A 13,588-nucleotide genomic window follows, 5' to 3' on the forward strand; every position below is an offset into this window, starting at 1 on the left:
GGCCGCATAACTCCGGCATCCAAAAATACCCAAACCCAAGTAACGGACAAAAAACAAACCCCGCCAAAAAGACGGGGTTTGTCAACAGTCTGAGCGGGCCGTCAGGCCCGCTCTTAATGCGTTACCCGAAGGATGTGACGTTATTTTGCGCCGAACAGGCGCGCCCAGAAGCCGGGCTTCTTCTTGGTGGCTTCCGCGGCCTTGCCGGTGACTTCATGCGCCTTGTCGGCGATGTCGCTGGCGATGCTGTCGGCCTTTTCAGCCGCCTCGGCGATGACCGGCTTGGCGGCTTCGACCGCTTCATCGATCTTGGCCTTGGCGGTGTCCAGTGCGGCTTCGGCCTTTTCGCCCAGGTCCTTCAGCGCCGGCTCGGCGGCGGTCTTCAGTTCCTCGATCTTGGCGGCCGCGATATCCTTGGCCTCCTCGATCTTCACCTTGGCGTCGGCGAGCGAATCCTTGGCAGCTTCGACAACGGCCTCGACCTTGGCAGCCGTCTTGGCTGCGGCCTTCTTGGCCGGAGCTTTGGCGACAGCCGTTTTTGCCGGAGCCGTCTTGGCGGCGGGCTTTGCAGCCGCGGCCTTGGCCGGTGCAGCCTTGGCAGCCGTCGTCTTTGCGGCCGTCGTCTTGGCGGCCGCCGGCTTCTTCACCGCCTTGGGGGCTTCGGCGACCACCGCGTCCTTGACGTCGTTGACGAGCGACTTGGGCGCGGCCTTCTTTGCAGCCGCCGGCTTTTGGGCGGGGGCAGTGGCTTCAGCCTTCGGGGCCGGCGCCTTGCGCGCGATCGTCTTCTTCACACCGGCATCGGCCGCGATGTCATCGGCGCCGGTTTTTTTGTCGCCGGAATTCGTTTTTGTGGTAGCTCTCGCCATCATCCGTCCTTAAGTGCCTGGCACGCGCCCGAATCGTTACCTTAAAAAGAAAAAGTAACTTAGTCCGGGTGCTGAATCAATGTTACCGCAAAGCAGCATGACCTATAATCCTCAACAAATCGTCGCTCGTGGCCCGCGCGCCATATCTGAAGCCGCCGCCGAAGCCATTGACGGCGATGTCCTGCTGGAAGGCGCTACCTATTCGATCCTCGAAGAAGACGAGGACAAGGACGTTTGGCGCATCGACGCCTTTCCGACCACCGAGGAAGAGGATCAGCGCCTTCAGGCGGTTTTAAGCGGCTTTGACGGGCTGATCGTCACGCACGACAAGCTGGCCGACGCCGACTGGCTGGCCATGGCGCTGTCGGGCCTGCCGCCGGTGCATGCCGGACGGTTCTTCGTCTACGGCATCCACGACCGCGGCAAGGCTCCGTCCAGCACGGTCAACCTGCGCATCGAAGCCGGCGCGGCCTTCGGCACCGGCCATCACGGCACGACGGTCGGCTGCCTCATCGCCTATAGCGACCTGCTGAAACAGCGCAGCTTCGAGCGCGTGCTCGACGTCGGCGCCGGCACGGGCGTGCTGGCCATCGCGGCGGCGCGGACAGGCACGCGAGTCGCCGTCGGCACCGATATCGACCCGGTCAGCGTGCGCATCTCCAACGAGAACGCCAAGCTGAACAACGCCAATGCGCGTTTCGTTTATGCCAACGGGCTGAACCATCAGTTGGTGCGCAAGGACGGTCCTTACGACCTGGTCTTCGCCAATATCCTGGCGCGGCCTCTGGTCAGCCTGTCGCCGTCCATTCGCGGTGCCTTGAAACCCAAGGGGCTGGTCATCCTCTCGGGCCTGCTGCGCACCCAGGAACGCTTCGTCAAGGCGGCCTATTTGAGCCACGGCTTTCAACTGATCCGCCGCATTCACCGTGACGCCTGGTGCACACTTGTCATGGAAAAAGTGTAGGCCGTTATCCCAACTATTGCATTTGTACGACAACGCGGCATGATTAAATAAATCAAATAGAAGAACCCTGCACGGGAGCGGGGTTTCAATGCCGGGGAGTGTCTCATGCTTATTTCACGTCGCAGCCTTATTGCGTCCACAGCAGCCTTTGCCGGGACTTGGGCGGGGGCTTCGGCCCTGCCTGCGTTCGCCGCCGAGCCGTTCGTCGTCTACGACGACGAGCTGAAAAACGGCTGGCAGAACTGGAGTTGGGCCAAGGCGGAGCTGTCGGTGCCGGCCGGCGGCGCCAAGCCGATCAAGGTCGAGGGTGAACCGTGGTCGGCCCTGGCCCTGCGCCACGATCCATTCTCGACCGCGCCCTATACCAAGCTGACCTTCTTCATCAATGGCGGCGTCGAAGGTGGCCAGACCCTGGCGATAAAGGCGCTGGTGGACGGCAACGCGGTCGAGTCGAATTGCCAGATAACACTCAAGGCCAAGTCATGGCAGCCGGCGTCCATCCTCCTGAAGGACTTCGCCGCGGACAACAAAACGATCAACGGCATCTGGTTCCAGGGGCAGGCCACCGCCTATCCGGCCTACTACATCACCAAAATTCAGTTCGAGTAGTTTTTAGCACCTCACGCCGCGTGGCGCCGCATTAACGCTCGGCAATTCGGCGTTTGCAACAATACTGGATTTGGCGGGGCGGTGGTTATATGTGTAACCACCGCCTTTTGCATGTCCGAGACTGCCATGACCGCCGATTCCGCCCGTCCCGTCTTCCAGACCTATGATGTCACGACCCATCCGTCACAGGGCATCGCCAATGTCGCGGCCCTGCGCGCGGAAATGAAGGCGCAGGGGCTCGACGGTTTCATCGTGCCGCACGAAGATGAGCATCAGAATGAATACCTGCCCGACGCCAATGAGCGCCTGGCCTGGGTGTCGGGCTTCACGGGCTCGGCCGGCGCCGCGATCATCTTCAAGGACCGCGCCGTCCTCTACGCCGACGGCCGCTATACCCTGCAGTCGCGCGAACAGACTGACGCATCCGTATTTGAAGTCAAGGACTTCCATGCCTCCGCCTTGGCCGACGAACTTCTGGCCACGGCCGCCGGCAGCGTCATTGGCTATGACCCGGGCTTGATTACGCCGGATAGCTTGAGCCGTCTGCACGCCGCCGCGCGGACCGCCGGCGTTACGCTCAAGGCCGTGCCCGTCAATCCGCTGGATGCCGCCTGGGGCAGCGCCCGCCCGGCCCAGCCCGCCGCCACCATTGTGCCGCAGCCGCTCGACTATGCTGGTTTGGCATCGGCCGAGAAGCGCGCCCAGATCGCGCGCAACCTGACCGCCAACGGTGTCGCCGCCGCCCTGATCACGGCGCCGTCCTCGCTGGCCTGGCTGTTCAACATTCGCGGCGGCGATGTCATCCGCTCACCCCTGCCGCTGGGCCAGGCCATCCTGAAGGCCGACGGCACGGCCGAACTGTTCGTCGAGCCCATCAAGGTCTCCGACGGCCTGCTGGAATGGCTGGGCAACGAGGTCAGCGTCAAGGCGCCCGCCGATATCCTTGACAGCCTGGCAGCCCTCGACGGCGAGGCTGTGCTGATCGATCCTGTACAGTCGTCGGCCTTTTGGTTCGAAGCTCTTGCCGCCGCAGGCGCCAATCCGGTCGCTCAGGACGATCCCTGCCTGCTGCCGCGCGCCTGCAAGAACGCCACCGAGATCGCCGGCACCAAGGCCGCGCACATCCGTGACGGCGCTATCCTGACGACCTTCCTGCACTGGGTGGCGACGGAAGCGCAAACGACCCTGCCGACCGAAATCGAGGTTGCGCAAAAGTTGGAAGCTTTGCGCATCGCCAATGGCGGGCTGAAGGATCTGAGCTTCGACACGATTTCGGGCTTTGGTCCGCACGGAGCGTTGCCCCATTATCGCGTCAACGCAAACAGCAATATCCCGATCCAGGCCGGCAACCTGCTGCTGGTCGACTCGGGCGGCCAGTTCATGGACGGCACGACCGACGTCACGCGCACCATGGCCATTGGCACGCCCAGCGCCGAACACAGGCGCATGTTCACCCTGGTGCTCAAGGGCCATATCGCGCTGGCGACCGTCAGGTTTCCCGCCGGCACGACGGGTACGCATCTGGATGCCCTGGCGCGCCAGTTCCTGTGGTCCGAAGGTTTCGACTACGACCACGGCACGGGCCATGGCGTCGGCGTCTATCTCGGCGTCCACGAAGGCCCGCAGCGCATTTCCAAGGCTCTGAACCGCTACGCCCTGCAGACCGGCATGATCGTGTCGAATGAGCCCGGCTTCTATAAGGAAAACGACTTCGGCATCCGCATCGAGAACCTGCAGTTCGTCACCGAAGCCGTCATCCCAAAAGGCGGCGAACGCGCCATGCACGGGTTTGAGAACCTGACCTGGGCGCCGATCGACCGCGACCTGATCGATGTGACGCTGCTGACGTCTTCCGAGCGCGCCTACATGGACTGGTACCACAGCCGGGTGCTGGAATTGATCGGGCCGCTGGTCAGTCCCGAGGTTCGCAACTGGCTCGAGACGGTCTGCGCGCCGCTTTAGAGCGACATGGCGAAAAGTGTAAGCGGTTTTCGCCTTAAATGTCGCGACAAAACAAAAACTTAGATCGGTATGATGTTCCCACTAAAATCATACCGATCTAGCCGCGCCCATAGAGCGGCATAGCGGATGCCATAACCGTTATGAACGGGATGTTCGCGTCGGGTGGCAGGGTCGCCATATGCACGACCGTTCGCGCAACATGAGCAACATCCATGCGCGGCTCCGGCCTGACCTGCCCATCCGCCTGAAGCACGCCGCTATCCATGCGCGCCGACATGTCGGTCACCGCATTGCCGATATCGATCTGACCGCAGGTGATGCCGTATGGCCGGCCATCGAGGATCAGCGATTTGGTCAGGCCGGTCATGGCGTGCTTGCTGGCGACATAGGGCGCGGACAAGGGGCGTGGCCCGTAGGCTGACACCGAACCATTGTTGATAATACGGCCGCCTTGCGGGTTCTGCGCCTTCATGGCGCGCAGGGCCGCCCGCGCGCACAGCATGGCGCCCAGCACGTTGACGTCCAACACGGCGCGCAGATCAGCCGCCGGCAATTCATCGAGCGGCATGGCCGGCGCGCTGACGCCGGCATTGTTGAACAGAAGGTTGACACGACCGAAGTGCGCCACTGTCTGGTCGAACAGGTTGGCGACCGAGGCTTCGTCCGTCACATCGGTCGTGATCGCGACGGCGTTTGACGCTAACGCGGCTGTTTCCTGAAGGGCCTCTGCCCGGCGACCGGCCAGCACGACGGCGAATGCAGCTTCACTCAGGGCGATGGCGACCGCGCGGCCAATGCCGCTGCCGGCGCCGGTAACAATGGCGACCCGGTTCATGCGATCATCGCCAGCCATTCATCTTCGGTCAGGGTCTTGATGCCCAGTTCCGCGGCCTTTTTCAGCTTCGATCCTGCCCCCGGTCCCGCGACCAGAAGATCGGTCTTGGCCGACACCGAACCCGACACCTTGGCGCCCAGCCGTTCGGCCTGCGCCTTGGCTTCATCGCGTGTCATCTTTTCCAGCGTGCCGGTGAACACTACGGTTTTTCCGGAAATGGCGTGATCGCCTGCGGCGACTTCGGCGTCCCTGACCGTAACCTGCGCCAGAAAACGGTCATAGATAGCGCGCTGATAAGGGTGGGCGAAGTAGCTGATGACCGAATTGGCGACCACCGGACCAATCTGGTCGAAGTGCTCGAAGGCGTCGCGCGCCTCCTGATCGCCTTCAGCGGCAGCGGTGAGTGTCGTGCGGAAGGCCTCTTCAGAACCAAAGGCGCGCGCCAGTAGTTTCGCCGTAGTCTCGCCGACGTGCTTGATACCCAGAGCTGCGATAAAGCGTTCCAACGGAAGATCGCGGCGACTTTCGATAGAGGCGAACAGGTTGCGGACGCTCTGTTCGCCCATGCCTTCGCGATCTTTCAGCTTTTTCAGATTTGTCTTGTCGCGCTCAGCCAGGGTGAAGATATCGGCCGGCTCCTTGATCAGGTCGTCCTCATAGAACTTTTGCAACTGCTTTTCGCCCAGGCCTTCGATATCGAGCACGCGGCGGCTGACGACATACTTCAGATATTCGACACGCTGATGCGGGCAGGCCTGGTCGCCGGAACACTTGCGCGCCACGCCCTCGCCCCCGCCGGCCGTGGCTTCGCGCACAACCTCGGTCTTCAGCGGGCATGGGCAAAGCTTCGGGAATTCGTAGACCTGCGCATCGTCCGGCCGTTCCGCCAGTTCGACGCCAACGATCTGCGGAATGACATCGCCGGCGCGCTGGACGCGGACCATATCGCCAATACGGATATCCTTGCGCTCGATCTCGTCGGCATTATGCAGCGTCACATTGGTGACGACGACGCCACCGACATTGATCGGTTCCAGCCGCGCCACCGGCGTCAGGGTGCCGATACGGCCGACCTGGATGTCGATACCGCGCAGCCGCGTCAGGGCCTGCTGCGCCGGGAACTTGTGCGCGATGGCCCAGCGCGGGCTGCGCGAGACAAAGCCTAGGCGGCGTTGCCAGTCGAGGCGGTCGACTTTATAGACCACGCCGTCGATATCGTAGCCGAGTTGCGAGCGCGTCTTGCCGATATGGTCGTAGAGCTCCAGCAATCCCGCCGTGCCTTCGACGCGCTTAGAGTTAGGATTAACGTCGAAGCCCCAGGCGCGGAAGCAGTCGAGCGCCTCGGTCTGGGTCTTGACGAAGTCAGCATTGCTGACCTCGCCCCAGGCATAGGCGAAGAACCGCAGAGGCCGCGACGCCGTCACGCTGACATCGATCTGGCGCAACGAGCCCGAAGCGAAGTTGCGCGGATTGGCGTAGGTCCGTCCGCCTTCGGCGATCGCTCTGGCGTTCATATCGGCGAATTCGGCGAGCGGCATATAGACTTCGCCGCGGATTTCAATCCGTTCCGGAAAACCGGAACCTTTCAAGCTATGCGGTACATTCTTGATTGTCTTGACGTTTTCGGTGATGTCCTCGCCGACGCGGCCGTCGCCACGCGTCGCCGCCCGCACCAGTTCGCCATTGATGTAGAGGATGCTGCACGACAAACCGTCGATCTTGGGCTCGGCGGCATAGGCGACGACCTCGTCCTCCGGCAATTTCAGGAAACGTTTCAGGCTCTTTTCGAAATCAGCGATGTCGTCGGCGTCAAACGCATTGTCGAGCGACAGCATGGGAATGCCGTGCGTTACCGGAGCGAACTTTTCCGATACTGGCGCGCCAACTTGCTCGGTCGGGCTGTCGGGCGTCTTCAGTTCCGGGAACTGCGCCTCGATATCACGCAGTCGCTTTTCGAGCGCGTCGTATTCGGCGTCGGTCAATTCCGGCGTTTCTTCGCGGTAGTAGAGTTCGCGATGATATTTGACCTGGGCTGCCAGATCGGCGTGCGCCACGCGGGCGTCGTCGAGCGTCATAGAGAATCCCCAACTTTTGAGCAGCCTTAACTGCCATAAAGCTCAATAAGTGTCAGGATCGAAAGGCTCCCGCTCCAGAGACTTTTTCGTCAGTTGGTAGCAGATCCAGATGAGCGACACCACGCCGGCGGCGATCAAGGCCGCCGGATAAGCCGGGCGCATATCTTCGAGGAAGAAGGCCGAATGCGCATAGGCCATGCCCTTGTCGTGGATAATATAGGCGGCGGTGCCGCCGATGGTCAGGGCGACGACGACGGCAAACTGGATCACGAAATAGATCAGACGACCGATCACGGCCTTCCCTTTCTTATACCAGTTCGGCGCTCCTCAACCTTTGCGCCGCCGCGCGGGCTTCCGGGGTGATTTCCGCACCGGCCAGCATGCGCGCCAGTTCCTCAAGGGTCTGCGCCTCATCCAGGCATTGTACGCTCGAACGCACGCCTTCGCCACCCTCAAACACATAGGCCGCTTTGGAGACCTTCAAGTGCTGGTCGCCGCGCGCCGCCACCTGGGGACTGTGGGTCACCACAATGACCTGGGAGGTCTGGGCCAGCTTCTTGAGACGCAGGCCCACGGCATCAGCGACGGCGCCGCCGACGCCTTGGTCGACCTCGTCGAAGATCATGACGGGCGACACGGCTTCATCGCCGCCGCGTGTCGCCAACGCCGCCTTGAGCGCCAGGGCAAAGCGCGCCAGTTCGCCACCCGATGCGATGACGCCGAGCCCGCCCCACTCCGCGCCGGGATTGGTCTTGACCTCGAATTCGACGGCATCGCCGCCATTTTGCCCATAGCGGTCCGGTTCCAGCGCCGTGATGCGGACCCGGAAGCGCGCCTTGTCGAGCTTGAGCGGCGTCAGTTCCGCCATGACAGCCGCCGACAGCGTTTCACCGGCCGCCATTCGGCGCGCACGCAAGGCATCGACGGCGGCATGAAAGCGCGTTTGCGCCTCCGCTATCGCCCTGTCGAGCCGGACCAAGTGGGCGTCGAGATCCTCGATCTCGTTGAGCGCCTTGGCGATGCGCGTCCGCTCCTTGGGCAGGTCATCGACCAGTACACCCAGTTTGCGTGCCGCCGCGCGCAAGGCGAACAGACGCTCCTCGACCCGGTCGAGCTGTCCGGGTTCGAAATCGAGGCTGTCGGCGGCCTGATCCATCAGCGCCAGGGCCTCGTCGGCCGCGATCAGGGTGCGGTCGAGCGCATCCGCCGCCGCCGTCAGGCGCTTCAGCACCTCGTCCTCACCGGCGGCGCCGGCCTGGATGGCGCGCGTGCGGGCATGGTCGAGCGCGCGGAAGGCCTTGACCAGGCGCTGCGACAACTGGTCGCCACCGACGGCGTCGCGCGCCTCAGTAATGTCTTCAAGCGCGCGTTCGCCGGCGCCCAGCAGCGCGCGTTCGGACGCCAGTTCCGCCTCTTCGCCGGCCTGCGGGCTCAGGCGGTCGAGTTCCTGCAGACGCGCCGTCAGTTGTTCCAGTTCCGCCTTGTCGCCCTGGGCGCGCTTGAGCAGGTCGCGATGCTCATCCTTCAGCGCCTTCAGCGCCTTGAAGGTTTCCGCCACCGCGGTGCGTTCGGCGACAGTGCCGCCATAGGAATCGAGCATGCCCATATGGGCGCGGGCATCGAGCAGCCCGACAGTCTCGTGCTGACCATGCACTTCCAGCAGGCTTTCGCCCAAGGCTTTCAGCACCGCCACGCTTACCGGTTGATCGTTGACGAAGGCCTTGGAGCGGCCGTCACGCGTCACGACCCGGCGCAGCAAAAGAGATTCGCCGGGCTCAACGCCCAGCCCGCGCTCTTCGAAGAAATCATGCAGGGGATGATTGGCCGTCAACTCGAACTCGGCGGTCACGGATGCCTGATTGGCGCCGGACCGGATCAGGCCGGCATCGGCGCGTGCGCCGGTCGCCAGACCAAGACTGTCGAGAAGAATGGATTTACCGGCGCCGGTTTCACCCGTCAGCACGCTCAGGCCCGGGCGAATATCAAGATCGAGCCGATCAACGAGCACAACGTCGGCAATGGTCAGGCGGGTCAGCATAAGTTGGCCGTCCATGATATTCGGACGACTCACACCAGTTGTCCGCAGTCAGCGCATTAAAGCGCATTTTCCGCGAAACGCAAGAACAAATAGAGAACTTTTAACTGGGTGTCTTCTTAGACGTTCGGGCGCATAAAGCTGAACCAACCCTTTTTCTTTTTGGTATCAGGCGCTTCCGGGCCTTTTTTGCCGTTGGGATCCGGCTTGACGGCCGGGGCGTCGCCCTTCTCGGTCAGCAGCTTGTAGGCCTTGGCGTACCAGCGGTCGCCCGGATAGTTGTAGCCGAGGACCGCGCCGACGCGCACGGCTTCGTCGTGCAGGCCCATGGTTTCATTGGCTTCGACGAGGCGATAAAGGGCTTCGGGCGTATGGCTGGTCGTTTGATATTCGGTGGCCACCGACTTGAAGCGGCCGAGCGCTGCCAACGGCTGGTTGTCGTTGAGATACCAGCGGCCGATTTCCATTTCCTTGCCGGCCAGCTGGTCGCGCACCATGTCAATCTTGACGCGCGCGTCGCGGGCGTATTCGGTGTCGGGATAGCGGCGGACGACGTCCCCCAGCAGGCCCAGGGCCGAGGTCGTATAGGCCTGGTCGCGGCCGACATCGACGATCTGTTCGAACGAGCAGATAGCCTTCATGTAATAGGCATAGGGCGTCAATTCGCTGCCCGGATAGAGGTGGATGAACTGATCAGCCGCCTGGGTGGCTTCCTGGTAGCTGCCGCCCTGATAGTTGGCGTAGATCGTCATGACGATCGCGCGGCGCGACCATTCCGAATAGGGATGCTGACGCTGGACTTCTTCGAAATACTGGACGGCGTCCTTCCACTGCTTGTCGTCCAGGCGTTCCATTCCGGTCGCGTACAGCAGTTCCACGGGGCGTTCTTCGTAAACCAGGTGCTCGGTCTTGCCTTTACCGGCACAGCCCGAAAGCGCAACGGCCGAAACCGTGGCCAGGAGAATCACAGCCGCGGAGGTCTTGAGAAGCCGTACAGCGTTCACGCCAGATAACCCTTTTCCCTGGCGCCTTGTACCGGCGCCTCGCCATAAGTTTTGTGAGGGATACATCTACACGAGGGCAAGGCCCGCGCCAACCGGAGAATTAGCCGACCTCGGCCAGATCCGCGCCGCGTGTGACGATACGGTAGCTATCCGGGGCCGACAATAGGGCGCGAACAAGGGCATTATTAAGGCCGTGACCGGCACGGATTCCTTCAAACCTGCCAATAATCGGCATGCCCAGGACGTACAGGTCGCCGATGGCGTCGAGCGCCTTGTGACGGACGAATTCGTCGGCGAAGCGCAGTCCGCCTTCATTCAGAATGGTGTCGCCGTCGATGACAACCGCATTGTCGAGCGAACCGCCACGCGCCAGACCGGCCGCGCGCAGGGCTTCGACGCCCTGCAGGAAGCCGAAGGTGCGCGCCGCCGCCAGTTCGGTGCGGAAGGTGTCTTCGGTAATGACCAGATCGACAGCCTGATGGCCGATCGGGCTGTTCGGGAAGTCGATTTCAAAGCGCACTTCGAAACGGTCGCACGGCAAAAGCACCGCGCTCTTGTCGTCCTCGACGACTTCGACGGCTTTAAGGATTTCGATCGCCATCTGCGGCGTACCCTGGCGGCGGAAACCGGCCTGGTCGAGAATCTGGACGAACGGCAGCGACGAGCCGTCCATGATCGGCACTTCGGGGCCGTCGAGTTCGGCGTAGACGTTGTCGATGCCCATGGCCGCAAAGGCGGCCATGACGTGTTCGATGGTCGAAACCGAGACGCCGGCGTCATTGGTGATGACGGTGCCAAGGCGCGTTTGCGTGACATTGTGGGCAAGAGCGGGCACGCGGTTGTCGCGATCGGTTACGTCGGAACGCACGAAAACCACGCCCGTGCCTGCCGGGGCCGGACGCACGACCATGCGCACCGTCGCCCCCGTATGCAGGCCGATGCCGGCAATGATCGCGGCGCGCGCCAGGGTCTGTTCGTTCTGATCAGTAACCATGTTGATGCGAAACCTGCTGCGCCCTCGCCCCCGTTGGCTGGGCATAAAAAAAGCGAGGACAACCCTGTCCTCGCCTTAATTAATAGGGGTTTCGGCGCCTATCCTCAAACGAACTTGTATTTCCGTTTGTAACGCTAACCAGAGACAATCTTAGTTAGCGAGGCGCCTTAAGAAAGAAGGGATTTCCAGATCATCCTCCGCATCGGCTGAAGGCTGCTCCACCGGCTTGGCGGCCGGGCTGACGGACGACGCGGAGCTCTTGGCAGGTGCCGGCTGATAGCGGTCGGCCTCATCCTCGGCCGAGGCTTGCGAGCCTACCGGCGAGAAATCATTGCGCTGGCGCTGCGGAAACAGGCCGCGCCAGAACGATTCGCGGCCCTCCTCTTCAGTATTGAGGCGGGGCGCAGGCGCAGGCGCCGCCGGACGAGGCTGCTGGGCGGCCGGTTGCTGGACCGGGGCTTGCGTGCCGTAGGCATTCGGACGCGTGATGTTCGGGCGGCTGATCTGCGGCTCGACGCGCGGAGCCGGCGTGATGGCGGGCGCAGGCTGAGGCGTCGCGGCGGCCGGCAGGTCTTCCATGGCCATCGGATCGACGATCTTGCGGATCACCTGAGGCTCTTCGACAACCGGGGCGGGCGCGGGCTGAGGCGCGGATGCCTGAGCTGCCGGAGCGGCTTCGAACAGGCTGGAACGCGGCGCGGCCGGAGCCGACGGGGCGGCAGCAGGAGCCGGAGCAGCCGTGCGCTCTGCAGCCGGGGCAATCGGCTGGCTGGGTGCCGGCTGCGGCGCAGGCTGTTCCTGACGCGAGGCATAGCCGAGGCCGAAGGTCGGGGCCGGCGTCTGGGTCTTGACCTGGGTAGTGGTCAGCGGCGTCTGAAGCGCCACGCCGTCCATGCCGGTGGCGACGACCGACACGCGCAGCTTGCCTTCCAGGGCCGGATCGAAGGCCGCGCCGAAGATGATATTGGCTTCCGGATCGACTTCGGACGAGATGGCGTTGGCCGCTTCGTCGACTTCGTGCAGCGTCATGTCGAGGCCGCCGGTGACGTTCACCAGCACCGCCTTGGCGCCCTTCAGCGAGGTTTCGTCGAGCAGCGGGTTCTGGATGGCGTTCTGGGCGGCCAGCAGGGCGCGGTCTTCGCCCGAAGCCTCGCCCGTACCCATCATCGCCTTGCCCATGTCGGACATGACCGAACGGACGTCAGCGAAGTCGAGGTTGATCAGGCCCGGCAGGACCATCAGGTCGGTGATCGAACGGACGCCGGCGTGCAGCACCTGGTCGGCCATGCCGAAGGCTTCGGCGAAGGTCGTGCGCTCATTGGCGATGCGGAACAGGTTCTGGTTCGGGATGACGATCAGGGTGTCAACATAGCGCTGCAGCTCGCTGATGCCCGCGTCGGCCAGGCGCATGCGGTGGCGGCCTTCGAAGGTGAACGGCTTGGTGACGACGCCGACGGTCAGGATGCCGCGCTCACGGGCGCACTTGGCGATGATCGGCGCGGCGCCGGTGCCGGTGCCACCGCCCATGCCGGCGGTGATGAACACCATGTGCGCACCTTCCAGGTGTTCGGCGATCGTGTCGCTCGACTCCTCGGCGGCGGTCATGCCGACTTCAGGATGCGCGCCCGCGCCCAGGCCCATGGTGATGCCGACGCCCAGCTGAATGCGGGCCTCGGTACGGGAAAACTGCAACTGCTGGGCGTCCGTATTGGCTACGACGAACTCCACGCCTTCCAGCCCGGCCTCGATCATGTTGTTGACGGCGTTACCGCCGGCCCCGCCGACCCCAAAGACGACGATGCGCGGCTTCAGCTCTTGGTGGCGCGGCGCAGAAAGACTAATAGCCATGGCTTCGGACTACCTTTCCAAACAGACTCCCGGCCTTCAGCCAGAAGCTCTCCCCGTACAGGGGCGACAAAGCGGATAGTTCTCATCCACCGAATCTGCCCCTAATAGCAGAGATGAATGAGACATCAAATATGCTTAACGATTGGTTACCGGATAACTTGAGTCGGGCGTTTTTGAAGCCACTTCCCTAATATATTTTAATAAAAATTACCAAAGTGTGACTTCGCGCAGGGCGGCGTGACAGCACGATGAAACGCTCGGCATCGACCGCTTACCGCCCGGACATGTCGGCCACTCTTCCCGCCAGCGACAATAATCGCCGCTTTATAATTTCACCCGTGAACTCCCTAGTGACTCTTTATGAGCCGCCATGACCAATAGGCCTCAGGTATC

11 protein-coding genes are annotated in these 13,588 nt (G+C 62.8%); 3 read left to right on the top strand and 8 right to left on the bottom strand.

What is annotated here, in order from left to right:
* Positions 1 to 140: 140 nt before the first annotated feature.
* Entirely contained in the window at positions 141 to 869 is a 729-nt protein-coding gene (locus tag J2X24_RS09810; RefSeq protein WP_209720338.1) for a hypothetical protein, read from the bottom strand.
* 97 nt (positions 870 to 966) lie between these two features.
* Between J2X24_RS09810 and J2X24_RS09815 the strand changes: the two genes are divergently transcribed.
* The 3 genes from J2X24_RS09815 to J2X24_RS09825 all read left to right on the top strand — a co-directional run bounded on the left by J2X24_RS09815 (position 967) and on the right by J2X24_RS09825 (position 4,404).
* Positions 967 to 1,833 carry a 50S ribosomal protein L11 methyltransferase gene (locus J2X24_RS09815; protein ID WP_209720341.1) on the top strand — a complete coding sequence of 289 codons (867 nt, stop codon included), beginning with the start codon at positions 967 to 969 and terminating at the stop codon, positions 1,831 to 1,833.
* A 105-nt stretch (positions 1,834 to 1,938) separates the two neighbouring features.
* A complete protein-coding gene (locus tag J2X24_RS09820; protein WP_209720343.1) occupies positions 1,939 to 2,442 on the top strand; it encodes a hypothetical protein in 504 nt (167 codons plus the stop codon).
* Positions 2,443 to 2,568: 126 nt separating this feature from the next.
* Positions 2,569 to 4,404: an aminopeptidase P family protein gene (locus J2X24_RS09825; protein WP_209720346.1), complete on the top strand. Its 1,836-nt coding sequence runs from the start codon at positions 2,569 to 2,571 to the stop codon at positions 4,402 to 4,404.
* A 97-nt stretch (positions 4,405 to 4,501) separates the two neighbouring features.
* Here J2X24_RS09825 and J2X24_RS09830 read toward each other — a convergent pair whose 3' ends face one another.
* The 7 genes from J2X24_RS09830 to ftsZ all read right to left on the bottom strand — a co-directional run bounded on the left by J2X24_RS09830 (position 4,502) and on the right by ftsZ (position 13,195).
* Complete coding sequence (locus J2X24_RS09830) at positions 4,502 to 5,257, bottom strand: SDR family oxidoreductase (RefSeq protein ID WP_245344598.1); 756 nt, start codon at positions 5,255 to 5,257, stop codon at positions 4,502 to 4,504.
* Entirely contained in the window at positions 5,236 to 7,314 is a 2,079-nt protein-coding gene (ligA, locus tag J2X24_RS09835; protein ID WP_209720349.1) for an NAD-dependent DNA ligase LigA, read from the bottom strand. Before ligA ends, J2X24_RS09830 begins: the two co-directional genes overlap by 22 nt.
* Positions 7,315 to 7,356: 42 nt before the next feature.
* On the bottom strand, positions 7,357 to 7,608 hold the full coding sequence (locus J2X24_RS09840) for a hypothetical protein (RefSeq protein WP_209720353.1): 252 nt from the start codon (positions 7,606 to 7,608) through the stop codon (positions 7,357 to 7,359).
* Positions 7,609 to 7,621: 13 nt separating this feature from the next.
* Complete coding sequence (locus tag J2X24_RS09845) at positions 7,622 to 9,352, bottom strand: DNA repair protein RecN (protein WP_209721217.1); 1,731 nt, start codon at positions 9,350 to 9,352, stop codon at positions 7,622 to 7,624.
* A 116-nt stretch (positions 9,353 to 9,468) separates the two neighbouring features.
* Positions 9,469 to 10,353, bottom strand: coding sequence for an outer membrane protein assembly factor BamD (locus tag J2X24_RS09850; RefSeq protein ID WP_310003449.1), 885 nt, complete (start codon positions 10,351 to 10,353; stop codon positions 9,469 to 9,471).
* Positions 10,354 to 10,453: 100 nt separating this feature from the next.
* Positions 10,454 to 11,347 (bottom strand): UDP-3-O-acyl-N-acetylglucosamine deacetylase, encoded by an 894-nt coding sequence (gene lpxC / locus J2X24_RS09855; RefSeq protein ID WP_209720359.1) that lies wholly within the window; start codon positions 11,345 to 11,347, stop codon positions 10,454 to 10,456.
* Positions 11,348 to 11,497: 150 nt separating this feature from the next.
* Entirely contained in the window at positions 11,498 to 13,195 is a 1,698-nt protein-coding gene (gene ftsZ / locus J2X24_RS09860; protein WP_209720362.1) for a cell division protein FtsZ, read from the bottom strand.
* Positions 13,196 to 13,588 lie beyond the last annotated feature (393 nt).

Origin of the sequence: Asticcacaulis solisilvae (assembly GCF_017875235.1) — a bacterium.
GTDB classification, from domain to species: domain Bacteria; phylum Pseudomonadota; class Alphaproteobacteria; order Caulobacterales; family Caulobacteraceae; genus Asticcacaulis; species Asticcacaulis solisilvae_A.

Coding starts and splice junctions, on each gene's coding strand:
- J2X24_RS09825 (WP_209720346.1), top strand. CDS start 2,569: ATGACCGCCGATTCCGCCCGTCCCGTCTTCCAGACCTATGATGTCACG.
- ftsZ (WP_209720362.1), bottom strand. CDS start 13,195: ATGGCTATTAGTCTTTCTGCGCCGCGCCACCAAGAGCTGAAGCCGCGC.
- ligA (WP_209720349.1), bottom strand. CDS start 7,314: ATGACGCTCGACGACGCCCGCGTGGCGCACGCCGATCTGGCAGCCCAG.
- J2X24_RS09830 (WP_245344598.1), bottom strand. CDS start 5,257: ATGGCTGGCGATGATCGCATGAACCGGGTCGCCATTGTTACCGGCGCC.
- J2X24_RS09810 (WP_209720338.1), bottom strand. CDS start 869: ATGGCGAGAGCTACCACAAAAACGAATTCCGGCGACAAAAAAACCGGC.
- J2X24_RS09815 (WP_209720341.1), top strand. CDS start 967: ATGACCTATAATCCTCAACAAATCGTCGCTCGTGGCCCGCGCGCCATA.
- J2X24_RS09820 (WP_209720343.1), top strand. CDS start 1,939: ATGCTTATTTCACGTCGCAGCCTTATTGCGTCCACAGCAGCCTTTGCC.
- J2X24_RS09845 (WP_209721217.1), bottom strand. CDS start 9,352: ATGCTGACCCGCCTGACCATTGCCGACGTTGTGCTCGTTGATCGGCTC.
- lpxC (WP_209720359.1), bottom strand. CDS start 11,347: ATGGTTACTGATCAGAACGAACAGACCCTGGCGCGCGCCGCGATCATT.